Annotated in this window: 22 protein-coding genes, 17 tRNA genes, 2 rRNA genes and 1 riboswitch (1 of these 42 only partly in view); of the genes, 35 read left to right on the plus strand and 6 right to left on the minus strand. The window is 44.8% G+C overall.

Going from position 1 to position 20,149, the window contains the following annotated elements; all coding sequences use genetic code 11:
- The 18 genes from ACFVP7_RS04775 to ACFVP7_RS04860 form a co-directional block, all read left to right on the plus strand.
- Window positions 1–51: ribosomal RNA gene (locus ACFVP7_RS04775) — 23S ribosomal RNA — on the plus strand (it extends 2,877 nt beyond the left edge of the window).
- A gap of 111 nt (window positions 52–162) precedes the next feature.
- Window positions 163–278: ribosomal RNA gene (gene rrf / locus ACFVP7_RS04780) — 5S ribosomal RNA — on the plus strand.
- Window positions 279–287: 9 nt separating this feature from the next.
- Window positions 288–362 (plus strand) — tRNA-Asn (locus tag ACFVP7_RS04785).
- Window positions 363–367: 5 nt separating this feature from the next.
- Window positions 368–459: transfer RNA gene (locus ACFVP7_RS04790), tRNA-Ser, on the plus strand.
- 34 nt (window positions 460–493) lie between these two features.
- Window positions 494–565, plus strand: a tRNA-Glu gene (locus ACFVP7_RS04795).
- A 9-nt stretch (window positions 566–574) separates the two neighbouring features.
- Window positions 575–650, plus strand: a tRNA-Val gene (locus ACFVP7_RS04800).
- A 9-nt stretch (window positions 651–659) separates the two neighbouring features.
- Window positions 660–736, plus strand: a tRNA-Met gene (locus tag ACFVP7_RS04805).
- Window positions 737–747: 11 nt separating this feature from the next.
- Window positions 748–824, plus strand: a tRNA-Asp gene (locus ACFVP7_RS04810).
- A 12-nt stretch (window positions 825–836) separates the two neighbouring features.
- Window positions 837–912: transfer RNA gene (locus tag ACFVP7_RS04815), tRNA-Phe, on the plus strand.
- A gap of 5 nt (window positions 913–917) precedes the next feature.
- Window positions 918–990: transfer RNA gene (locus ACFVP7_RS04820), tRNA-Thr, on the plus strand.
- A gap of 22 nt (window positions 991–1,012) precedes the next feature.
- Window positions 1,013–1,097 (plus strand) — tRNA-Tyr (locus tag ACFVP7_RS04825).
- Window positions 1,098–1,102: 5 nt separating this feature from the next.
- Window positions 1,103–1,176 (plus strand) — tRNA-Trp (locus ACFVP7_RS04830).
- Window positions 1,177–1,200: 24 nt separating this feature from the next.
- Window positions 1,201–1,276, plus strand: a tRNA-His gene (locus tag ACFVP7_RS04835).
- 9 nt (window positions 1,277–1,285) lie between these two features.
- Window positions 1,286–1,357, plus strand: a tRNA-Gln gene (locus ACFVP7_RS04840).
- Between the two features lie 49 nt (window positions 1,358–1,406).
- A tRNA-Gly gene (locus ACFVP7_RS04845) sits at window positions 1,407–1,481 on the plus strand.
- A 5-nt stretch (window positions 1,482–1,486) separates the two neighbouring features.
- A tRNA-Cys gene (locus ACFVP7_RS04850) sits at window positions 1,487–1,557 on the plus strand.
- A gap of 7 nt (window positions 1,558–1,564) precedes the next feature.
- Window positions 1,565–1,653 (plus strand) — tRNA-Leu (locus ACFVP7_RS04855).
- 265 nt (window positions 1,654–1,918) lie between these two features.
- Window positions 1,919–2,000: transfer RNA gene (locus ACFVP7_RS04860), tRNA-Leu, on the plus strand.
- Window positions 2,001–2,077: 77 nt separating this feature from the next.
- Here the strand turns inward: ACFVP7_RS04860 and spo0M are convergent.
- Window positions 2,078–2,854 carry a sporulation control protein Spo0M gene (gene spo0M, locus ACFVP7_RS04865; RefSeq protein WP_338732889.1) on the minus strand — a complete coding sequence of 259 codons (777 nt, stop codon included), beginning with the start codon at window positions 2,852–2,854 and terminating at the stop codon, window positions 2,078–2,080.
- A gap of 140 nt (window positions 2,855–2,994) precedes the next feature.
- On the opposite strand from spo0M, the gene ACFVP7_RS04870 reads away from it, so the two are divergent.
- Entirely contained in the window at window positions 2,995–3,198 is a 204-nt protein-coding gene (locus tag ACFVP7_RS04870; protein WP_014479229.1) for a hypothetical protein, read from the plus strand.
- A gap of 74 nt (window positions 3,199–3,272) precedes the next feature.
- Here ACFVP7_RS04870 and ACFVP7_RS04875 read toward each other — a convergent pair whose 3' ends face one another.
- Window positions 3,273–3,545, minus strand: coding sequence for a spore coat protein (locus ACFVP7_RS04875; protein ID WP_072692951.1), 273 nt, complete (start codon window positions 3,543–3,545; stop codon window positions 3,273–3,275).
- A gap of 41 nt (window positions 3,546–3,586) precedes the next feature.
- On the opposite strand from ACFVP7_RS04875, the gene ACFVP7_RS04880 reads away from it, so the two are divergent.
- The 3 genes from ACFVP7_RS04880 (at window position 3,587) to senS (ending at window position 6,675) form a co-directional block, all read left to right on the plus strand.
- The gene (locus tag ACFVP7_RS04880; protein ID WP_029317514.1) at window positions 3,587–4,279 is read left to right on the plus strand and encodes a Type 1 glutamine amidotransferase-like domain-containing protein; all 693 of its coding nucleotides are present in this window, start codon (window positions 3,587–3,589) and stop codon (window positions 4,277–4,279) included.
- A 69-nt stretch (window positions 4,280–4,348) separates the two neighbouring features.
- Window positions 4,349–4,456: riboswitch (TPP riboswitch) on the plus strand.
- Window positions 4,457–4,588: 132 nt separating this feature from the next.
- Window positions 4,589–6,361: a phosphomethylpyrimidine synthase ThiC gene (gene thiC, locus ACFVP7_RS04885; protein WP_338732893.1), complete on the plus strand. Its 1,773-nt coding sequence runs from the start codon at window positions 4,589–4,591 to the stop codon at window positions 6,359–6,361.
- 131 nt (window positions 6,362–6,492) lie between these two features.
- Window positions 6,493–6,675: a transcriptional regulator SenS gene (gene senS, locus ACFVP7_RS04890; RefSeq protein WP_029317517.1), complete on the plus strand. Its 183-nt coding sequence runs from the start codon at window positions 6,493–6,495 to the stop codon at window positions 6,673–6,675.
- A gap of 41 nt (window positions 6,676–6,716) precedes the next feature.
- Here senS and katA read toward each other — a convergent pair whose 3' ends face one another.
- Window positions 6,717–8,168 (minus strand): catalase KatA, encoded by a 1,452-nt coding sequence (gene katA / locus ACFVP7_RS04895; protein WP_014476225.1) that lies wholly within the window; start codon window positions 8,166–8,168, stop codon window positions 6,717–6,719.
- A 406-nt stretch (window positions 8,169–8,574) separates the two neighbouring features.
- Here katA and ACFVP7_RS04900 point away from each other — a divergent pair, with 406 nt between their 5' ends.
- The 6 genes from ACFVP7_RS04900 to rpsN all read left to right on the plus strand — a co-directional run bounded on the left by ACFVP7_RS04900 (window position 8,575) and on the right by rpsN (window position 13,359).
- Window positions 8,575–9,342: an ABC transporter ATP-binding protein gene (locus tag ACFVP7_RS04900; RefSeq protein ID WP_041351616.1), complete on the plus strand. Its 768-nt coding sequence runs from the start codon at window positions 8,575–8,577 to the stop codon at window positions 9,340–9,342.
- 17 nt (window positions 9,343–9,359) lie between these two features.
- On the plus strand, window positions 9,360–10,358 hold the full coding sequence (locus ACFVP7_RS04905) for an aliphatic sulfonate ABC transporter substrate-binding protein (RefSeq protein ID WP_024572624.1): 999 nt from the start codon (window positions 9,360–9,362) through the stop codon (window positions 10,356–10,358).
- Window positions 10,355–11,185, plus strand: a complete 831-nt coding sequence (locus tag ACFVP7_RS04910; protein ID WP_160245305.1) for an ABC transporter permease — start codon at window positions 10,355–10,357, stop codon at window positions 11,183–11,185. The genes ACFVP7_RS04905 and ACFVP7_RS04910 overlap by 4 nt, the downstream gene beginning before the upstream one ends.
- A gap of 22 nt (window positions 11,186–11,207) precedes the next feature.
- Window positions 11,208–12,338 (plus strand): FMNH2-dependent alkanesulfonate monooxygenase, encoded by a 1,131-nt coding sequence (gene ssuD / locus ACFVP7_RS04915; RefSeq protein WP_003245787.1) that lies wholly within the window; start codon window positions 11,208–11,210, stop codon window positions 12,336–12,338.
- A gap of 103 nt (window positions 12,339–12,441) precedes the next feature.
- Window positions 12,442–12,978: a hypothetical protein gene (locus ACFVP7_RS04920; protein ID WP_032725752.1), complete on the plus strand. Its 537-nt coding sequence runs from the start codon at window positions 12,442–12,444 to the stop codon at window positions 12,976–12,978.
- A 111-nt stretch (window positions 12,979–13,089) separates the two neighbouring features.
- Window positions 13,090–13,359: a 30S ribosomal protein S14 gene (rpsN, locus tag ACFVP7_RS04925; protein WP_003233455.1), complete on the plus strand. Its 270-nt coding sequence runs from the start codon at window positions 13,090–13,092 to the stop codon at window positions 13,357–13,359.
- A gap of 17 nt (window positions 13,360–13,376) precedes the next feature.
- Here the strand turns inward: rpsN and ACFVP7_RS04930 are convergent, their stop codons facing one another.
- Entirely contained in the window at window positions 13,377–13,850 is a 474-nt protein-coding gene (locus tag ACFVP7_RS04930; protein ID WP_014476230.1) for a membrane protein, read from the minus strand.
- A gap of 1 nt (window position 13,851) precedes the next feature.
- Window positions 13,852–14,052, minus strand: a complete 201-nt coding sequence (locus tag ACFVP7_RS04935; RefSeq protein ID WP_009966860.1) for a helix-turn-helix transcriptional regulator — start codon at window positions 14,050–14,052, stop codon at window positions 13,852–13,854.
- Window positions 14,053–14,245: 193 nt separating this feature from the next.
- Here ACFVP7_RS04935 and ACFVP7_RS04940 point away from each other — a divergent pair.
- Window positions 14,246–14,319: transfer RNA gene (locus tag ACFVP7_RS04940), tRNA-Gly, on the plus strand.
- Window positions 14,320–14,409: 90 nt separating this feature from the next.
- Here ACFVP7_RS04940 and ACFVP7_RS04945 read toward each other — a convergent pair.
- Window positions 14,410–15,033 (minus strand): B3/4 domain-containing protein, encoded by a 624-nt coding sequence (locus tag ACFVP7_RS04945; protein WP_125121274.1) that lies wholly within the window; start codon window positions 15,031–15,033, stop codon window positions 14,410–14,412.
- Window positions 15,034–15,115: 82 nt separating this feature from the next.
- On the opposite strand from ACFVP7_RS04945, the gene queG reads away from it, so the two are divergent.
- The 6 genes from queG (at window position 15,116) to ACFVP7_RS04975 (ending at window position 19,988) form a co-directional block, all read left to right on the plus strand.
- On the plus strand, window positions 15,116–16,276 hold the full coding sequence (gene queG / locus ACFVP7_RS04950) for a tRNA epoxyqueuosine(34) reductase QueG (RefSeq protein WP_101501924.1): 1,161 nt from the start codon (window positions 15,116–15,118) through the stop codon (window positions 16,274–16,276).
- Window positions 16,277–16,342: 66 nt separating this feature from the next.
- On the plus strand, window positions 16,343–17,278 hold the full coding sequence (locus tag ACFVP7_RS04955) for an amidase domain-containing protein (protein WP_010886452.1): 936 nt from the start codon (window positions 16,343–16,345) through the stop codon (window positions 17,276–17,278).
- Between the two features lie 37 nt (window positions 17,279–17,315).
- The gene (gene trmL / locus ACFVP7_RS04960; RefSeq protein ID WP_010886453.1) at window positions 17,316–17,798 is read left to right on the plus strand and encodes a tRNA (uridine(34)/cytosine(34)/5-carboxymethylaminomethyluridine(34)-2'-O)-methyltransferase TrmL; all 483 of its coding nucleotides are present in this window, start codon (window positions 17,316–17,318) and stop codon (window positions 17,796–17,798) included.
- 125 nt (window positions 17,799–17,923) lie between these two features.
- A complete protein-coding gene (locus ACFVP7_RS04965; protein WP_338732908.1) occupies window positions 17,924–18,565 on the plus strand; it encodes a YhbD family protein in 642 nt (213 codons plus the stop codon).
- Complete coding sequence (locus ACFVP7_RS04970) at window positions 18,556–19,269, plus strand: polymer-forming cytoskeletal protein (RefSeq protein WP_041851048.1); 714 nt, start codon at window positions 18,556–18,558, stop codon at window positions 19,267–19,269. Before ACFVP7_RS04965 ends, ACFVP7_RS04970 begins: the two co-directional genes overlap by 10 nt.
- An 11-nt stretch (window positions 19,270–19,280) precedes the next feature.
- Window positions 19,281–19,988, plus strand: coding sequence for a polymer-forming cytoskeletal protein (locus ACFVP7_RS04975; protein ID WP_335389021.1), 708 nt, complete (start codon window positions 19,281–19,283; stop codon window positions 19,986–19,988).
- Window positions 19,989–20,149: the final 161 nt, after the last annotated feature.

The raw sequence follows: 20,149 nt of genomic DNA on the forward strand, positions 1-20,149 counted from the left end.
TGTGGCGACACATGGAGCTGACAGATACTAATCGATCGAGGACTTAACCATATTTTTGAATGATGTCACACCTGTTATCTAGTTTTGAGAGAATAAGTTTTTCAAAAAAACACTTGATTTTCTCAAGAATACATAGTATAATGTTAAATGTCACTGAAATTGTCTGGTGATGATGGCGAAGAGGTCACACCCGTTCCCATGCCGAACACGGAAGTTAAGCTCTTCAGCGCCGATGGTAGTAGGGGGTTTCCCCCTGTGAGAGTAGGACATCGCCAGGCAGACTTCATTCCGCAGTAGCTCAGTGGTAGAGCTATCGGCTGTTAACCGATCGGTCGTAGGTTCGAATCCTACCTGCGGAGCCATTATTGGAGAGCTGTCCGAGTGGTCGAAGGAGCACGATTGGAAATCGTGTAGGCGGTCAACTCCGTCTCAAGGGTTCGAATCCCTTGCTCTCCGCCACTGATACTTATACATAATTACAATTGAAAGTCTGGGCCCGTTGGTCAAGCGGTTAAGACACCGCCCTTTCACGGCGGTAACACGGGTTCGAATCCCGTACGGGTCATTATATGATGGAGGATTAGCTCAGCTGGGAGAGCATCTGCCTTACAAGCAGAGGGTCGGCGGTTCGAGCCCGTCATCCTCCACCATTATATCATCGCGGGGTGGAGCAGTTCGGTAGCTCGTCGGGCTCATAACCCGAAGGTCGCAGGTTCAAATCCTGCCCCCGCAACCAAATTTCAAAATGGTCCGGTAGTTCAGTTGGTTAGAATGCCTGCCTGTCACGCAGGAGGTCGCGGGTTCGAGTCCCGTCCGGACCGCCATTTAAATACTTAGGCTCGGTAGCTCAGTTGGTAGAGCAACGGACTGAAAATCCGTGTGTCGGCGGTTCGATTCCGTCCCGAGCCACCACCTATGCCGGTGTAGCTCAATTGGTAGAGCAACTGACTTGTAATCAGTAGGTTGGGGGTTCAAGTCCTCTTGCCGGCACTGTTTTTTCAAAATTTAATGTGGAGGGGTAGCGAAGTGGCTAAACGCGGCGGACTGTAAATCCGCTCCCTCAGGGTTCGGCAGTTCGAATCTGCCCCCCTCCACCATTTATAGGGGCATAGTTTAACGGTAGAACAGAGGTCTCCAAAACCTCCGGTGTGGGTTCGATTCCTACTGCCCCTGCCAAATTTATGACATCTTGAGATTATGGCGGTTGTGGCGAAGTGGTTAACGCACCAGATTGTGGCTCTGGCACTCGTGGGTTCGATTCCCATCAATCGCCCCATATTATCATTGGGCTATAGCCAAGCGGTAAGGCAACGGACTTTGACTCCGTCATGCGTTGGTTCGAATCCAGCTAGCCCAGTCTCACTTTTTATATCAACTGCATATAATGTATTAAGTCCATTAAAAATGCGGAAGTAGTTCAGTGGTAGAACACCACCTTGCCAAGGTGGGGGTCGCGGGTTCGAATCCCGTCTTCCGCTCCAATTACGGCGGCATAGCCAAGTGGTAAGGCAGAGGTCTGCAAAACCTTTATCCCCGGTTCGAATCCGGGTGTCGCCTTCTTATTGCCGGGGTGGTGGAATTGGCAGACACACAGGACTTAAAATCCTGCGGTAGGTGACTACCGTGCCGGTTCAAGTCCGGCCCTCGGCACCAATTTTACTTACATGGTAAGTTGAATTGGTGTTTGTGTTTTATCATTATAACTAATCATATTAATGATCTACTTATGTAGATCATTTTTTTAATGCTTTGATTTATCATAAAAAGTTAAGTTCCGATGCCTATTATAAAGCGGCTGTATAGCTAGTCTTTCAACACTTTTATTTTATATTTCCATAAAAACTTTTTTGAAATACGTTGACACTTTGTGAGATCCATGATATATTTATATTCGTCGGTTAGATACGACGTAAAACTTGCCGGTGTGGCGGAATTGGCAGACGCGCACGACTCAAAATCGTGTTCCTTCTGGAGTGTCGGTTCGACCCCGACCACCGGTATACTGAAAAACCCGTTTCTTAACAGGAACGGGTTTTTATTTTTTATTAAAGAAAAGGAGCGAGGCTCCTTTTTATACTTACTCAGCGTATTGGTCTAGGATCTCTTCTAGCACCTCTTCTAGCTCTTCTGTATCTTCAAGCTCTGATTGGCTGAAACGGACGCGTACAAGCTGTTCTCCGTCATTATACATCTCTTCCAGCCACCCTCGGAGTCCTCTTGCTCTGCGGTCGACTTCGAAAATGATTTCCAAACCGTCTTCGTCTAAAAGGAAAATGAGCTCTAATTCATCAAGCATCTGACGATAATATCCGGAAGTCGGAACGAATTCGAATTCTTGAACGAACGGAAGACGACGCTGGAAGTAGGGCGCTTGTTCGCAGTCTGCTTCGTTAAGACGGAAGCCCAGGTTTTCGATTGCTTCAAGCACATTTTCAATCCAAGGGTGCGCTTCAACAAAAATGCGGTCATGATCGGATTTATCGATACCGCCTTGAATGTCAAGGGCTGTCACCACGGCAACCTCTACTTTCCCTACAGTGATCGGCGTATCTAGAGGCAGAGTGAATGTGAACGGAAATTGATGCTCTTCACCAGGCTGTATGGTAAATGAACCAGTGACCCGGAAAGAATGAATTGTAGCGTATTTCCGGTGCTCTTCATCGTCTTTTACAATGACATACCGTGTGCTAAGCTGTAAATCGATATAACGGATGTCCTGAGCGATTTTTCCGCCTTTGACATGTACCGTTCCCTGTACTTCTTCTCCTGGAAAATATGCGTCTTTTTCTAAAATTGTATCTACTTTTGCAGCTCCAATTCCGGCACTTGCCGCAAGCTTCTTAAAAAATGACATGTAGATCTTCCCCTTTTTCTTTTTTCTCAACAGATATACGTAAGAAGGAGGAAAAAAGATTCGTTTGATTCATACTTTTTTCCTATTATTCGTCTCGGCCTAGGGACAGACTAAGAATAATATTGAAAATAAAGGAGTGGATGGAAGTGAATAAAGAAAGTTTGGTTGCAGATGAATTACACAGAATGTTTTTGGCCGGTGAGCTGCAAATCACAGTAGAGGAGGATATAAACAATATTTCCGAAAGGCTGAGAAACGGTGATCTCAGTTTAGACCGATTAAGCGGTGAAGACGCGTTTATAAAAGAAACGGTAAACGAGGCTTTAAGAAGAGTGGAGCAATAAAAAAGAGACGGTATCTCATCTTTGAGATCCCGTCTCTTTTTGTGGTCTTTACTTCAAGATAAAAGCGTAATTGCTCACCCGAGCCACCCCTTTTCTAACAGAAGATCTGACAGTTCATCATGGAGATAAACAGTTGTATCTAATTGATCATGCAATGCTCTTCTGATGTGGGGATTTTCGGCTTCTGTTATTGCGACAGTGTATTTGTTAATGCTGGTTTTTATTGTTGTTAACAAATCAAGAATATCTTTGGGACAAAGACTTTGTTCAATGGGAAACCACCTCCTTTGTTTTTTTAGCAGCTCCTGATAAGAAAGTATTTGGCTTTGTTTCTTGCTTCTATACAAAATGCTATAATAAGCAACAAATTTTGTTGGGGGGTGTGATGATGAAGCAGATTATTGCGATGGGGGGCGGGGGTTTTTCGATGGAGCCGGATAATTTGTCCCTCGATCAATATATCCTCAATCAATCAAAACGAGAGCAGCCTCGTATTTGTTTTTTGCCGACAGCGAGCGGAGATTCCCAAAACTATATTCAGCGGTTTTATCATGCATTTCAAACATTGGATTGCGTGCCGTCTCATTTATCTTTGTTTAAGCCGCCATCATCAGATTTAGCTTCTTTTGTTATGGAAATGGACGTGATTTATGTTGGCGGGGGAAATACGCGGAATTTACTTGTGTTATGGAAAGAGTGGGGGCTGGACCATATTCTCAGGGAAGCATGGAAGAACGGTGTGGTTTTAGCTGGAATAAGTGCCGGTGCGATCTGCTGGTTTGAAGAAGGGGTGACAGATTCAGCCGGACCGCTGACAAGTTTGAAAAGTTTAGGTTTTTTGCAAGGGAGCTTTTGTCCCCATTATGACGGGGAAAAGGATCGGAGACCGGCATACCACCAGCTGATATCTAACAAGTTCTTATGCAGTGGCTATGCAGCGGATGATGGGGCTGCTCTCCATTTCATAAATGATCAGCTGTTTCAGACTGTGAGTTCAAGGTCGGGTGCAAAGGCATATCGGGTGATGATGGCTGAACATGAAATAGCTGAAATCCCGTTGCCGGTCAAATATTTAGGGTGAAATTGGCTGAATATTATCTATATTCCTCTTTTTTTCAGATTGATTTTATGATAAGATGAGTGCGAAATCAATAGTTACTGGGGGTGCCCGCTTTCGGGCTGAGAGAGAAGGTAAGCTTCTTAACCCTTTGGACCTGATCTGGTTCGTACCAGCGTGGGGAAGTAGAGGAATTGTTTTTGTTATTGTCTTGCTGGGCAATAATATGTTTCTTTCTGACTGTAACCGGGTTCATTTATATGAATCCGGTTTTTTGTGCTGGTTATGGGCTTGATTTTGTCCTTTCAAACGTAGAGAGGGGAAGGAAAAGTAATGCAAAACAATTCAGTGCAGCAAGCCAACATTTCCATTATGTCAAGTTTTTCAGGCAGCAAGAAGGTATACGTGGAGGGTTCTTCTTCGGACATCCAAGTACCGATGAGGGAGATCCTATTGAGTCCGACGACGGGATCGTTCGGCGAAGAGGAAAACGCGCCTGTGCGTGTCTATGATACAAGCGGACCGTATACGGACCCTGAAGTAACCATTAATATTCAAGAAGGATTAAAGCCGCTCCGCCAAAAATGGATTACAGAGCGCGGTGACGTGGAAGAGTATGAAGGTCGGGCTATAAAACCAGAAGATAACGGTTATAAAAAAGCAAATCCAAACGTAAGCTACCCAGGATTAAAGCGGAAACCGCTGAGGGCGAAGGCAGGTCAAAATGTCACACAAATGCACTATGCAAAAAAGGGGATCATTACACCTGAGATGGAATTTATCGCCATTCGTGAGCATGTGTCTCCTGAATTCGTCAGAGACGAGGTAGCCAGCGGCCGGGCGATTATTCCTTCAAACATTAATCACCCTGAAAGTGAGCCAATGATTATCGGCCGGAATTTTCATGTGAAGATTAATGCGAATATCGGGAATTCAGCGGTTACGTCATCCATTGAAGAAGAAGTGGAAAAAATGACGTGGGCCATCCGCTGGGGAGCAGATACAATGATGGATCTCTCTACCGGAAAAGATATTCATACGACGCGTGAATGGATTATCCGCAATTGCCCCGTGCCTGTGGGAACTGTTCCGATTTATCAGGCGCTTGAAAAAGTAAACGGCGTAGCGGAGGATTTAACGTGGGAGATTTATCGTGATACGCTAATCGAGCAGGCAGAGCAGGGAGTGGATTATTTTACGATTCACGCGGGTGTTTTGCTTAGGTATGTACCGCTGACTGCCAAACGGACAACTGGTATTGTGTCACGCGGGGGAGCGATTATGGCGCAGTGGTGTCTGGCTCATCATCAAGAAAGCTTTTTATACACACATTTTGAAGAAATATGTGAGATTATGAAAACGTATGATATTGCTTTCTCTCTTGGGGATGGTTTGCGTCCCGGATCAATTGCTGATGCCAATGACGAAGCGCAGTTTGCTGAATTAGAGACGCTTGGAGAGCTGACGCAAATTGCCTGGAAGCATGATGTTCAGGTGATGATTGAGGGTCCTGGACATGTTCCGATGCATAAAATCAAAGAGAACGTCGATAAACAAATGGACCTTTGTAAAGAAGCGCCTTTTTACACATTGGGACCGCTGACAACGGATATTGCTCCGGGATATGACCATATTACTTCAGCGATCGGAGCGGCGATGATCGGTTGGTACGGGACAGCAATGCTTTGTTATGTAACGCCGAAGGAGCATTTAGGGCTGCCAAACCGTGATGATGTTCGTGAAGGAGTCATTACATATAAGATCGCTGCGCACGCTGCGGACCTTGCAAAAGGGCATCCCGGAGCGCAAATCCGGGATGATGCGTTATCGAAAGCCCGTTTTGAATTCCGCTGGCGGGATCAGTTTAATTTATCTCTTGATCCGGAGAGAGCCCTTGAATACCATGATGAAACCCTGCCTGCTGAAGGAGCAAAAACCGCTCACTTTTGTTCCATGTGCGGTCCGAAATTTTGCAGCATGAGAATTTCACAGGATATTCGGGATTATGCGAAGGACAAAGAGATTAGTGAATGGGAAGCTATTGAAGAGGGGATGAAAGAAAAAGCTGAAGAATTTGTGAATCAAGGCAGCCAGCTGTATAAATAATAGATTGACAGTCGAAATGGAATGCGTTTTAATATAGCTAATATCCATTTCCAGTATTTGCTGATCGGGACACCGAAGGCTCTTATCTTTTAGATAAGGGCCTTTTTTGTATGAAAAAGGAGGGATTATTGATGGGAGTCAAAAAAGAAAAGGGGAGAAAACGATTCAGGAAGCGAAAAACCTACGGGAATCAGATTTTGCCGCTTGAGCTGCTGATTGAAAAAAACAAACGAGAGATTATAAACAGCGCGGAGCTCATGGAAGAAATTTATATGAAGATTGATGAGAAGCATACGCAATGTGTAACTAAATAGAAAAAAACCCGCTGATTACAGCGGGTTTTTGCATTTCTACATTAAGCATCTTTTTTAATCGGCAATCCAAGGCCTTCTGCCACGCGTTTTCCGTATTCAGGATCCGCTTTGTAGAAGTGCTCGATTTGGCGCAGCTTGATTTCTTCTTTTTCTACCGGCTTCATAGCATTAACGATATTTTCAACAAGGCGGGTACGTTCATCTTCACTCATTAAACGATACAGATCACCGGCTTGAGTATAGTGATCGTTGTGATCGTAGCTTACGCTGTCAGCGATACCTTGTACCGGATATGCTGCTTGCTTATCCTCAGGTGACTCTTTTGGACCGCCGAAGCTGTTAGGCTCGTAATACACAGATCCGCCGCCGTTATCGTCAAAGCGCATTTGTCCATCACGCTGATAATTGTTTACTTTGTTGCGAGCGCGGTTAATTGGCAGCGCTTGATGGTTTGCACCGACACGGTAGCGGTGTGCATCATGATAAGCAAAAAGTCGGCCTTGAAGCATTTTATCCGGTGAAACATCAATACCAGGCACGAGGGTTCCAGGTGAAAATGTCGCTTGTTCTACCTCTGCAAAGTAGTTTTCCGGATTTCTGTCTAGAACCATGCGTCCGACCTCGATTAACGGGTAGTCTTTTTGAGACCAAACTTTTGTGACATCAAACGGATCGAAACGGTACGTATTTGCATCTTCTAAAGGCATGATTTGCACATATAGTTTCCATGCAGGATAATCACCGTTTTCGATTGCGTTGAAAAGGTCTTCTGTATGGTAATCAGGGTTTTCACCGGCAATTTTTGCTGCCGTATTGACATCAAGGTTTTTCACGCCTTGTTCTGTTTTAAAGTGATATTTAATCCATACGCCTTCGCCTTCGGCATTTGTCCATTTGAATGTATGGCTTCCGAAGCCGTGCATGTGGCGAAGTGTTGCAGGAATTCCGCGGTCAGACATCAGGATTGTCACTTGGTGAAGTGACTCTGGTGAAAGTGACCAGAAATCCCATACAGCCGTAGGGTTTTTCAGGTGTGTTTTTGGATCTCTTTTTTGTGTATGGATGAAATCAGGGAACTTAATCGCATCGCGGATAAAGAATACAGGCGTATTGTTGCCGACGATGTCGTAGTTTCCTTCTTCAGTATAAAATTTAACAGCAAATCCACGCGGGTCGCGAACTGTGTCAGCAGAGCCAAGTTCACCGGCAACTGTTGAGAAACGGATGAACAACGGTGTGCGTTTGCCGACTTCAGAAAGGAAAGCGGCTTTCGTGTATTTTGTTACGTCGTTTGTCACTTCAAAATATCCGTGTGCGCCTGCTCCTTTGGCGTGAACAACACGTTCAGGAACACGTTCTCGGTTGAAATGGGCCAATTTTTCGAGTAAATGTACATCTTGAATTAAAGTTGGTCCGCGAGAACCGGCAGTCATTGAGTTTTGATTATCTCCAACCGGAGCGCCCCAGCTAGTTGTCAGTTTATTTGAACTCATGTTATCACCTCTTGGAATTTATAAGAACATAATATCATCTCTAAGTAAAAAGTCAATATTATTTTATAATTATTATAAAATAGTTATCTCTATTAATCGATATCTAGTATCGAAAGTGTTGGAAAACCTTGTTGTAAAAGCTTTTTATGACACTTAATAATTTTTGGAGAAATAATTTTTCCTTCTCTATTTGCGAAACAAGCAGAGTAAGTGATAAACAAGGATATCAAAAATCGTATTTAAAAAAGAGTTGACATATCGGAATAATTTGAATTAACATGTTATTCAAACAAAAAAACAATTGGGCAGCTGATCGGACCGCCGAAGGCTCTCATCTCTACAAGAACAGAGATGGGGGCCTTTTTGTTTTTTTGAAGGCGGGGTTGGCAGAAAGAGAGGGATAAAAGTGGCTGTGACCATCAGCATCAAAGAAAAGGCATTTGTTCAAGAGGGCCGCAAAAACACGGTCTTAGAGAACATAGAATTATCAATCGCACCAGGCGAATTTCTAACGCTTATCGGACCGAGCGGGTGCGGAAAAAGCACCCTATTAAAGATTATTGCAGGGCTTGATTCTGAATATGACGGGAGTGTTGAAATTAACGGCCGCAGCGTAACAGCTCCGGGTATTCAGCAAGGATTTATTTTTCAGGAACACCGCCTCTTTCCTTGGCTGACTGTTGAGCAGAATATTGCAGCCGACTTGAATTTGAAGGACCCAAAAGTCAAACAAAAGGTGGATGAACTGATCGAGATTGTCAGATTGAAAGGATCGGAAAAAGCATATCCGCGCGAGCTGTCAGGCGGCATGTCACAAAGAGTAGCCATCGCCCGGGCCCTTCTGCGGGAGCCTGAGGTGCTGCTTTTAGATGAACCGTTTGGTGCACTCGACGCTTTTACAAGAAAACACCTGCAGGACGTGCTGCTGGATATATGGAGGAGGAAAAAAACAACGATGATTCTCGTGACTCATGATATAGATGAATCTGTTTATTTAGGAAATGAGCTTGCGATCCTTAAGGCCAAACCGGGGAAAATCCATAAGCTGATGCCCATTCACCTGGCGTATCCGCGGAACCGGACGACTCCGGATTTCCAAGCGATCAGACAGAAAGTGCTGTCGGAATTCGAGAAAACAGAAGATTTGGAGTACGCAGAAGGATCAGGGATATAGAAAGGGCGGAAGCGGAAATGAAAAAAGGACTCATTGTATTGGTTGCCGTTATTTTTCTGCTCGCAGGCTGTGGAGCAAATGGAGCCAGCGGTGACCACAAACAATTGAAGGAAATTCGTATTGGTATTCAGCAAAGCTTAAGCCCGCTTTTGATCGCAAAGGAAAAAGGCTGGTTCGAAGATGCATTTGAAAAAGAAGGCATCAAAGTGAAATGGGTGGAGTTTCAAAGCGGTCCGCCCCAATTTGAAGGCCTTGCGGCAGACAAACTTGATTTTTCTCAAGTCGGTAATTCGCCTGTGATCGCTGGACAGGCGGCAGGCATTGACTTTAAAGAAATCGGTTTGTCTCAGGACGGCTTGAAAGCAAACGGCATCCTTGTCAATCAAAACAGCGGCATTCAAGACGTTAAGGACTTAAAAGGGAAGAAAATTGCAGTCGCCAAAGGCAGCAGCGGGTTTGATTTTTTGTATAAAGCGCTTGATCAAGTGGGGTTGTCAGCTAACGATGTGACAATTATTCAGCTTCAGCCTGATGAAGCAGCTTCCGCATTTGAAAACGGATCTGTTGATGCCTGGTCCATTTGGGAGCCGTACTTGTCCTTAGAAACAATGAAACACGGAGCAAAAATCCTTGTGAACGGAGAAAGCACAGATTTATATTCACCGGGTTTTACTTTAGTAAGAACAAAGTTTTCAGAGGAGCATCCAGACGAAGTAGTCCGTTTTCTGAAGGTGTTTAATAAAGCCGTTGTATGGCAAAAGGAACATCTGGATGAAGCAGCGGACTTGTATTCTGACATTAAAGATCTCGATAAAAAGGTCGTCGAAAATGTGCTGAAAAATACTGAACCTCTGAATGAGGTCATCAGTGACGACATTGTGAAAGCGCAGCAGGAAACAGCAGATTTTCAATTTCGAACAAAGGCGATAGATAAGAAGATTGATGTGAAGGATGTTGTCGATAACACTTTTATCAAAAAAGCATTAAAGGAACATTCCTCAGGAGGTGATCAATGATGAAAGCAGAGGCTGCGGGCTCGCTGCCCAAAACGAATACGGAAGCGGTGCGAAAAAAGCCCGGAAGGAAGAGATACGGCTGGATGAAGGGGCTTTTACTGCCCGCTGTCATCATTGCCATCTGGCAGGTCATCGGCGGGCTGGGAGTTGTGTCCGCTACAGTGCTGCCTACACCTGTTACGATTGTTCTGACCTTTAAGGAGCTTATTTTGTCCGGCGAACTGTTCGGCCATCTGCAAATCAGCATTTATCGGGCGGCGCTTGGTTTTTTGCTTGGCGCGGGACTTGGATTGATGATCGGGATTTTGGCCGGGTTCTCCAAACGGACGGAGCTGTATCTTGATCCGTCGTTGCAAATGCTTAGAACCGTACCTCATCTGGCCGTCACGCCGCTGTTTATTTTATGGTTCGGATTTGACGAAGTATCTAAAATTTTGCTGATTGCGCTCGGTGCCTTCTTTCCTGTCTATATCAATACGTTTAACGGCATCCGCGGGGTTGACGCGAAGCTGTTTGAAGTCGCCCGGGTGCTTGAATTTAAATGGCATCAGCAGATATCCAAAGTGATATTGCCGGCAGCCCTGCCCAATATATTGCTAGGCATTCGCTTATCGCTCGGCATTGCATGGCTCGGGCTCGTTGTGGCAGAGCTGATGGGCTCAAGCTCGGGAGTCGGCTATATGATCATGGATGCGAGACAGTTTTCACAAACGAATAAAGTCTTTGCAGGGATTATCATTTTTGCAGTGGTTGGAAAGTTGACGGATTCCTTCGTCAGGCTGCTTGAACGAAAGCTGTTAAAGTGGAGAAACAGCTACGAAGGATAAAAGATATAAAGGGGAGATGAATATGGAAATTCTTTGGTTTATACCGACTCATGGAGACGCGAGATATTTAGGATCTGAAAGTGATGGACGGACTGCGGATCATCTTTACTTTAAACAAGTCGCGCAGGCGGCAGACAGGCTGGGATATACAGGAGTTCTTCTGCCAACGGGAAGATCGTGCGAGGACCCGTGGCTTACAGCGTCGGCACTGGCGGGAGAAACAAAGGACTTAAAGTTTTTAGTCGCGGTAAGACCTGGTTTAATGCAGCCTTCTCTGGCAGCCAGAATGACATCCACCCTAGACCGCATTTCAGACGGCCGGCTGCTGATCAACGTTGTGGCAGGGGGCGATCCGTATGAGCTGGCAGGCGATGGCCTGTTTATCAGCCATGATGAGCGCTACGAGGCAACAGACGAATTTTTAACCGTTTGGCGGAGACTTTTGCAAGGAGAAACGGTTTCCTATGAAGGAAAGCATATAAAAGTGGAAAACAGCAATCTGCTTTTCCCGCCGCAGCAAGAGCCGCATCCGCCCATCTATTTCGGTGGTTCGTCACAGGCTGGGATTGAAGCTGCCGCAAAGCATACAGACGTGTACTTGACATGGGGTGAGCCGCCTGAACAAGTAAAAGAAAAGATAGAAAGAGTCAAAAAGCAAGCGGCAAAAGAAGGGAGATCCGTTCGATTTGGCATTAGGCTGCATGTCATTGCCCGTGAAACTGAACAAGAGGCATGGGAAGCGGCAGAGCGCTTGATCAGCCACTTGGATGATGACACCATTGCCAAAGCGCAGGCAGCTTTGAGCCGTTACGACTCTTCAGGCCAGCAGCGGATGGCCGTCCTTCATCAAGGCGATCGGACGAAACTTGAAATCAGCCCGAATCTGTGGGCGGGGATCGGCCTGGTCAGAGGAGGGGCAGGAACAGCTCTTGTCGGTGATCCGCAGACGATTGCCGACCGGATAGCGGAGTACCAGGCACTCGGCATAGAATCGTTTATATTCTCCGGCTATCCGCATTTAGAAGAAGCGTATTATTTTGCAGAGCTTGTATTTCCGCTTTTGCCGTTTGAAAATGATCGGACGAGAAAGCTTCAGAACAAAAGGGGAGAAGCGGTAGGAAACACTTATTTTGTCAAAGAGAAAAATGCATGAGTTTAACTAAAATACAGCCCCCCGAACATGGTATGATATTCAAAAAAAGGGGGCTTTTTTTCTGAAAACATTGAGAAGCGCGGCAGTCATTTGCCTCATAGCTATGCTGTCAGCATGCGGACATTCAAAACAGATGGAAATCAAAGCGGCGGACATATCAGATCTTGAAAAAAACAGAATGGATGTCGCAGCTTCACAGGCATTCACTGCCGAAGCCGTCAATATCGGTGAAGGTATTTCTTCAGCTGACATGTACATCGAACATTATCAAAAGGGAAAGCTTGTTGAGAGGTTTGGACCGGTTCGTGCAGATTATTCAGAGGAAAAACCCGATACCATACAATTTGTTTATTTTGAGAATGAAGAGGGGGAAGGAAAGAATAAACATACCACCATTCATTTTGGCATTGTGGATAAACAGGGAAATATAGCGGCTGATTCATCGGTGAAACGCGACGATAGCACAACACAGGAAATGACTCAGAATATTTCATCGCCGGAACCGATTACTTTCGAGAAGCCTGCTTTGATCGGCAGCAGTATTAGAGGGACTGACGAGACAATGCACACCTCTGAACATAAAAAAGAGCTCATTAAGCATCAAGATGCGTTACTGTATTATGTGGAATTGCATCATTAGAGTGGGCGGCTTCAAGCCGCCTGTTTTACAAAGCGGTATGCTTGCTTTTTTGAATGGTGCATGATACATTTTAAATCGTAACAATTTCGATTTAAAGGGAGGCTATGTGACTTGGCTAAAAAATCAAAAGTGGCAAAAGAGTTAAAACGCCAACAGCTTGTTGAGCAATACGCTGGTATTAGACGAGAGTTGAAGGAAAAAGGAGATTACGAGGCACTCAGCAAGCTGCCAAGAGATTCAGCACCGGGAAGGCTTCACAACCGCTGCATGGTAACGGGGCGCCCGAGAGCATATATGAGGAAGTTTAAAATGTCCAGAATCGCTTTCAGGGAGCTGGCCCATAAAGGCCAGATTCCCGGTGTGAAAAAAGCAAGCTGGTAAGAAAAAACTCCGGCCGATTACAGCGCGCCGGAGTTTTTTTCGTTTTTCTTGAAAGAGATGACGTAGGAAAGGTGCTGGATGATCATGATGATAAACACAATAATAATAGGGAAAAACGGAATGCGCGATTGAAATAGCGGATAAAAAATGAGAAGAACCGCTGCGGCAGGCAGCGAGAAGTAGACAGCGATATATGACGCGCGACATGCTTTTGCCGTCATCATCTGCTCTCTTTCATCCTGCTCTTCAAACTCATCAGGCAGAAGAAGCTGTTTTCTGGCAGGGCGGCTTTTTTTCTGTAAGTACAAATAAACCGCAGACGCCGCAACAAACAGAATAAAGGGGGTGAGGTTTAATTCAAATACCATCCCGCCGCTCTTTGTGCCGAAAAAAGATGCTATGCCTTCTGAGGCTTCAAAGTATGAAATCAGCGTCCAGCATGCAAGGCCAAATAACACAAGGTGAAAAGCTGCTTTTGTTTTCATGCTCATCTTAGTTTTCCTCCTCTAACCAAAAGACATCCTCCATTTTCATGGAGAAGGCTTTGCAGATTTTCAGTGCTAACAGCAGTGAGGGAACATAATCGCCTTTTTCAATAGCTGCCACAGTCTGTCTTGTGACGCCGACTGTTTCTCCGAGTTTTTCCTGAGAATAGCCGAAGCGTGCCCTCAGCTCTTTTACTTTATTTTTCATCATGACGTCTGTCCCCTTCACAATCTCGATTGATTATATTGTATAGTATACTTAACATTATGTAAATGGAACTTAACAACTTTACAAAAAGATAACTTTTTTTCGACAAAATTTTTATATTCCCTTGACGAAAAATAAATAAACATGTAATATAAAAAAAGTCAGAGCGGTACTGTTACTGACAACCACAAATGCGGGTGTAGTTTAGTGGTAAAACCTCAGCCTTCCAAGCTGATGTCGTGAGTTCGATTCTCATCACCCGCTCCATACATACGTTATTAACGCAGTGTTTCGTTTCTCAGATAAACGAAGTATTGCGTTTTTTTATGTAAAAAAGAACACGACATTCGTGTTCTTTTACGTAAGCCAATGTACTGTATGGGTGCCGCCGTGAATTTGTTCAAACATTTTCGTTAATGATGATAAGAGGTTAACAGCGCTGCTTTTCTCAATCGATGGCGGGAAAAAAATGATTTGCAGCATATTCTTAGTCTCGTTTGAAACGGGATAGTGGTTGACGTTGTTTTTGAAATCGCCAAAAATGCCGTTTTCATCAGAGAAAAGCAGTATGTTTTCTTTTTCTCCCAATGAGATCCGGACCGGCTCATGAAGCTTTCCGGCATCATAAATCATAATAGGCAGAGAATATTTTAATGCGAAAAAATCGATTGTGTCATGGGCCGAGTCTTTACTTTCCATGAATTGTTCCTTGGATATCGGGACCAGCATGTCCTCCATTGGGGTTGTTACTCCCTCAAATGAAGGGTTAAGCTGTTTAAAGAGTTCCTGCCATTCCTTGACGAAGGATTCATCGGATATACCGCCGTCCGCATAGTCGAAAAACAAGGATTCTTGAAACAGGCGGAGTCTGCCTTTCAGCATTTGCGGTGAGGAGCCGACTTCGATATTCTCATAAATGACAGCAGCTGCATGTAAGCCGGCCGCACGTTCAGTAATAACAGAATCAAGTTTGATATTCACTAGCATTCACTCCAGTTACGTGATATCAACCTATTATAAACGCTGTATCGTTTTATCACAAAGAAAGGAGGCTGTGCAAAACATGAACGTTTATCAGCTCAAAGAAGAATTAATTGAATACGCGAAAAGCATTGGCGTGGACAAGATTGGTTTTACGACCGCTGATACTTTTGACAGTTTAAAAGACCGTTTGATTCTTCAAGAATCGCTCGGCTATCTCTCCGGCTTTGAAGAGCCAGATATCGAAAAAAGGGTGACGCCGAAGCTTCTTTTGCCGAAAGCGAAATCAATAGTGGCAATTGCTCTCGCATATCCTTCCAGAATGAAGGATGCGCCGAGAAGCACGAGAACTGAGCGCAGGGGCATTTTTTGCAGAGCTTCCTGGGGAAAAGACTATCATGATGTGCTGAGAGAAAAGCTTGATCTGCTGGAGGATTTTCTAAAAAGCAAGCATGAGGATATCAGAACGAAGTCAATGGTTGATACAGGTGAATTGTCTGATCGCGCCGTTGCGGAACGTGCCGGAATCGGATTCAGTGCAAAAAACTGTATGATCACAACGCCCGAATATGGCTCTTATGTGTATTTGGCGGAAATGATCACAAATATTCCTTTTGAGCCTGATGTGCCGATTGAAGATATGTGCGGGTCCTGCACGAAATGCTTGGATGCCTGTCCGACGGGAGCACTGGTTAATCCCGGGCAGCTTAATGCGCAGCGCTGCATCTCTTTTCTGACCCAGACAAAAGGATTTTTACCTGATGAATTCCGGACAAAAATCGGAAACCGCCTGTACGGGTGCGATACGTGCCAAACGGTATGCCCTCTCAATAAAGGGAAGGATTTTCATCTTCATCCGGAAATGGAGCCTGATCCTGAGATTGCCAAACCGTTATTGAAGCCGCTTTTGACCATCAGCAATCGGGAATTTAAGGAGAAATTCGGGCATGTCTCAGGTTCTTGGCGCGGGAAAAAACCGATTCAGCGAAACGCCATTCTCGCGCTTGCGCATTTTAAAGATGCTTCCGCACTGCCTGAATTGGCGGAATTGATGCATAAGGATCCGCGTCCTGTCATCAGGGGGACAGCCGCATGGGCAATCGGAAAAATCGGAGACCCCGCCTACGCGGAAGAGCTTGAAAAAGCGCTGGGAAAAGAGAAGGATGAAGAGGCAAAGCTGGAAATTGAAAAAGGAATTGAGTTGCTAAAAGCTTCAGGCATGACTAAACAAGGCCTGTCCTGACATACGTATAGAGCAGAAGGAAAAAACACTTGAGATCATCCAAGTGTTTTTTCTCTATAAAAAAGTATGGCGGGTGGGGTGAGCTTGAAGTACATTTTAGAACAATTAGCGGAGGAGCGGCTGGGCTTTCTGGTTAACGGGCATGCTATGAGACAGGAGTCTCAAGTCGGAGACCTTAAAGTCATGGAGCGTAAGAAAAAGCTTCTGGAAAAACGTAAAGTTGACATCATAAAAGCGAAAGCAAAGGCCGTGATTAATCATGTGCGGGTTGAGGATGACGGAACGACCTGCCTTTCGTATACCATCCATTACGAATACGTGTGTAAGGAACAAGATGACAGCTTGTATATAGAAGAGCACATAGAGGAGCGAATGGCTTTCCTGTATGATCACATTTTGATTAGTGATCAGGAAATTGCGAAAAAGCCGGCTGGATTTCATGAAGGGACCAGTATTATTGACTATTCTGAAGCTGAAGAGGAAAGAGAAGCGTTTGGCAGGGCTTTTCAATACGATCGTCTCGGCGCTGTCCAATATGCCGAGAAATTTTGGAACAAGCGCAATCCTGCTTATAAAAATTTCAGCGATAACTGTACAAATTTTATTTCTCAGTGTCTTCATGCAGGAGGCGCGCCGATGCGCGGTCATCCGAACAGGGGATCAGGCTGGTGGATGAAACAAAGCTCATGGAGCTACAGCTGGACGGTGGCTCACTCTATGAAAATGTATTTGTCGAATTCGAAGGCCGGACTGCGTGCGGTGCGGGTGAAATCAGCGGAAGAACTGATGCCGGGCGATGTGATTTGCTATGACTTCGAAGGAGACGGCCGGTTTAATCATACAACGATTGTCGTGGCAAAGGACAAAGGCAATATGCCGCTTGTCAACGCCCAGACCTATGACAGCCGGATGAGGTATTGGTCATATGAGGATTCTACGGCATACACGCCGTCAATACGATATGCCTTTTTTCATATCGTTGATGATACGACAAAAGAGTAATTAATGTTATAATGATGGGCGGATAAGAAAAACAGAGGTGAACATTGTGGCATTACATGTCGTTTTATATCAACCAGAAATTCCCGCTAACACAGGGAATATTGCACGTACTTGTGCAGCAACCAATACAACGCTACACCTGATTCGTCCGCTCGGCTTTTCAACGGATGATAAAATGCTGAAGCGTGCCGGACTCGATTATTGGGAGTTTGTTAACGTTGTGTATCATGATTCGTTAGAAGAATTGTTTGAGGCATATAAAAAAGGCAAGTTTTTCTTTATTACAAAATTTGGCCAGCAGCCTCATACATCATTTGATTACACTGATCTTGACGAGGATTATTTCTTCGTGTTCGGAAGAGAAACAAGCGGTTTGCCAAAAGATTTAATTCAAAATAATATGGACCGCTGCCTGCGTCTTCCGATGACAGAGCACGTCAGATCGTTAAATCTGTCCAATACTGCCGCGATTCTTGTTTATGAAGCGCTGCGCCAGCAAAATTACCGTGATTTAAAATAGTGAAAAAACCCGCTCATCGATGATGGGCGGGTTTTTTTGCGGATGTTGAAATGCTTTGTTTCGTTTTTGGGCTTAACAACGTAACAGTGTTATGTTACAATGTACCCATCAAAGGAGCTGGACTTATGGAAAAACAATTAATCTCTAAAAAAGAATTACTTGAAAGAACATCGATTTCATACGGTCAGCTGTATCGATGGAAGCGGAAAAACTTAATACCTGAGGAATGGTTTATTCGTAAATCCACATTTACAGGGCAAGAGACGTTTTTTCCGAGAGAGGAGATTTTAAAACGTATATCAATGATTCAAAAGATGAAAGAAAATTTGTCTTTGGATGAAATGAGGGAAATGCTGTCGCCGAAAATGAAGGATGTCAGCATGACCGCTGATGAATTGCTTCATAAAGGTTTGGTTTCAAGGCCTGCTCTTGAAGCCTATTCAGAAGACGGAGGAAGTCCGGTTTTTTCATCCAGCGATTTGCTTTCGCTATATGTGCTTGAGGGACTGCTGCAGTCTGGAAATGTCAGCCTTGCAGAAGCAAAAATGGCTGCAGAGGTATTAAAGAAGCATGATAATGAAGAGATTGAAAAACAGACGGAGCTGATTGTGCTCCGCAAGCTCGGTGTCACAACTTGTTTTATAGCGGCTGCGGCGGACAGCATTTTGTTTGAATCATCCGTAAAGGTTGTGGAACGGGTAGATTTATTAAAAGCTTCAGAGGAATTAAAAACAACATTTATGCAGGAGGGCCATCGATGGATGTAGTGGAAAAGCTGGTGATAAACGGATCAGGAAGTTCAAAGGGAGGAACATTTCAATCTGTTGAGATTAATGGCAGCGGGACAGTGGCCGGGGACGTGGAGTGTGATACTTTTTCTTTTAATGGAAACGGAAAAGCGGACGGCAGCGTCAAAGCGAAAGCGGTAACCATCAGCGGTTCAGGAAAGATACACGGAGACGTTGAAGCAGAATCTATCCGGATGAATGGCACTGGTTTTATTCAAGGAGAGGTATCTGCAAAACAATTGAAAATCGCTGGATCATCAACATTTTGCGGCACTGTCAAGGCTGATGGAATTGACATTAGCGGAAAAGCTGTCATGGAAGCAGATTGTGAAACAGAAACCTTTCAATCAGAAGGGAAATGCAAAATCAGCGGGCTTTTAAATGCAGACCAGGTGATCATTAAGCTTTCTGCAGGGGAAAGCTATGCGCGGGAGATCGGCTGCCGCCATCTTCAAGTGACCTGCAGAAAAGGAATGCTGACATTGCTCAGATTGATGCCGCAGCCTGTTCTAACAGCAGAGCTGATCGAAGGTGACGTGATTGAATTGACAAATACAAAGGCGAAAACCGTGCGCGGTAATAAAGTGGTCATCGGCCCGGATTGCCAGATTGAAACCGTCGAATACAGTGGGGACTATACCTGTGATCCAAGCGCGTCGGTTGAAACATCCACAAAGTTGTAAGGAGGATCGTAATGGAGACAACAAAACTGGGAAATTTAAAATTATATGGCGCTGGGCATGCCGCAGGAGGCGCGTATCACAATGTCAGCATCAAAGGAGAAGGTGTAGTTGGAGAAGGGCTGTCTGCTGTAGGCTGCCGCATATACGGAACGGGCCTTTTTCTCGGAAAAGCAGAGACTGAGCGGCTGCGTGTGCTCGGAGAAAGTGAATGTAAAGGCGATCTGACAGCCGGCAAAATCAATATATATGGGACAATGAAAGTCAGCGGCTCACTTCAATTTGATCGATTCAATCTGAAAGGCCAGACTGAAATTGGCGGGAATATGACTGGAGAATCCTGCGATGTGAAAGGGAAGCTTAGCGTAAAAGGTGATTGTGAAACAGAAATGTTCCATGTCACAGGCTGTGTTGATGTATCGGGGTTATTAAATTCGGGTGAGATCAAGCTGGGATTGAGCCATGATATAAGCCATGTGCAGGAAATCGGCGGAACAACAATTACAGTGAAAAGACGCGCGAGTTTTTTTAGCCGGAAGAAAGGGAAGCTGATCGCCGATGTCATAGAAGGAGATCGGGTTTATTTGGAGAATACCGAAGCGGCAGTCGTCAGGGGAAAAGAAGTGATCATCGGGCCGGGATGCAGTATCGGAACAATTGAGTACGAAAACAAATATGAATGCGATCCGCATTCACAGATTAAAGAAAAAACAAAACTGTAAAACATTGTTCTGTTATACAAAAAGGGTGCTCTTTCAGGAGCACCCTTTTTTATTCTTTTCCAGGCTTGCTTTCGTATCCTGCGGTAAAAATTGATACTAAAAAAGTGACAATGACACCCATCATGATGATTGTTTTCACCGTCTCTCCCCCTCTTCAATTT

Origin of the sequence: Bacillus sp. SG20033, assembly GCF_044570195.1 — a bacterium.
Lineage (GTDB): Bacteria > Bacillota > Bacilli > Bacillales > Bacillaceae > Bacillus > Bacillus subtilis.

Coding starts and splice junctions, on each gene's coding strand:
- spo0M (WP_338732889.1), bottom strand. CDS start 2,854: ATGTCATTTTTTAAGAAGCTTGCGGCAAGTGCCGGAATTGGAGCTGCA.
- ACFVP7_RS04870 (WP_014479229.1), top strand. CDS start 2,995: ATGGAAGTGAATAAAGAAAGTTTGGTTGCAGATGAATTACACAGAATG.
- ACFVP7_RS04880 (WP_029317514.1), top strand. CDS start 3,587: ATGAAGCAGATTATTGCGATGGGGGGCGGGGGTTTTTCGATGGAGCCG.
- thiC (WP_338732893.1), top strand. CDS start 4,589: ATGCAAAACAATTCAGTGCAGCAAGCCAACATTTCCATTATGTCAAGT.
- senS (WP_029317517.1), top strand. CDS start 6,493: ATGGGAGTCAAAAAAGAAAAGGGGAGAAAACGATTCAGGAAGCGAAAA.
- katA (WP_014476225.1), bottom strand. CDS start 8,168: ATGAGTTCAAATAAACTGACAACTAGCTGGGGCGCTCCGGTTGGAGAT.
- ACFVP7_RS04905 (WP_024572624.1), top strand. CDS start 9,360: ATGAAAAAAGGACTCATTGTATTGGTTGCCGTTATTTTTCTGCTCGCA.
- ACFVP7_RS04910 (WP_160245305.1), top strand. CDS start 10,355: ATGATGAAAGCAGAGGCTGCGGGCTCGCTGCCCAAAACGAATACGGAA.
- ssuD (WP_003245787.1), top strand. CDS start 11,208: ATGGAAATTCTTTGGTTTATACCGACTCATGGAGACGCGAGATATTTA.
- ACFVP7_RS04920 (WP_032725752.1), top strand. CDS start 12,442: ATGCTGTCAGCATGCGGACATTCAAAACAGATGGAAATCAAAGCGGCG.
- ACFVP7_RS04930 (WP_014476230.1), bottom strand. CDS start 13,850: ATGAGCATGAAAACAAAAGCAGCTTTTCACCTTGTGTTATTTGGCCTT.
- ACFVP7_RS04935 (WP_009966860.1), bottom strand. CDS start 14,052: ATGAAAAATAAAGTAAAAGAGCTGAGGGCACGCTTCGGCTATTCTCAG.
- queG (WP_101501924.1), top strand. CDS start 15,116: ATGAACGTTTATCAGCTCAAAGAAGAATTAATTGAATACGCGAAAAGC.
- ACFVP7_RS04955 (WP_010886452.1), top strand. CDS start 16,343: ATGGCGGGTGGGGTGAGCTTGAAGTACATTTTAGAACAATTAGCGGAG.
- ACFVP7_RS04965 (WP_338732908.1), top strand. CDS start 17,924: ATGGAAAAACAATTAATCTCTAAAAAAGAATTACTTGAAAGAACATCG.
- ACFVP7_RS04970 (WP_041851048.1), top strand. CDS start 18,556: ATGGATGTAGTGGAAAAGCTGGTGATAAACGGATCAGGAAGTTCAAAG.
- ACFVP7_RS04975 (WP_335389021.1), top strand. CDS start 19,281: ATGGAGACAACAAAACTGGGAAATTTAAAATTATATGGCGCTGGGCAT.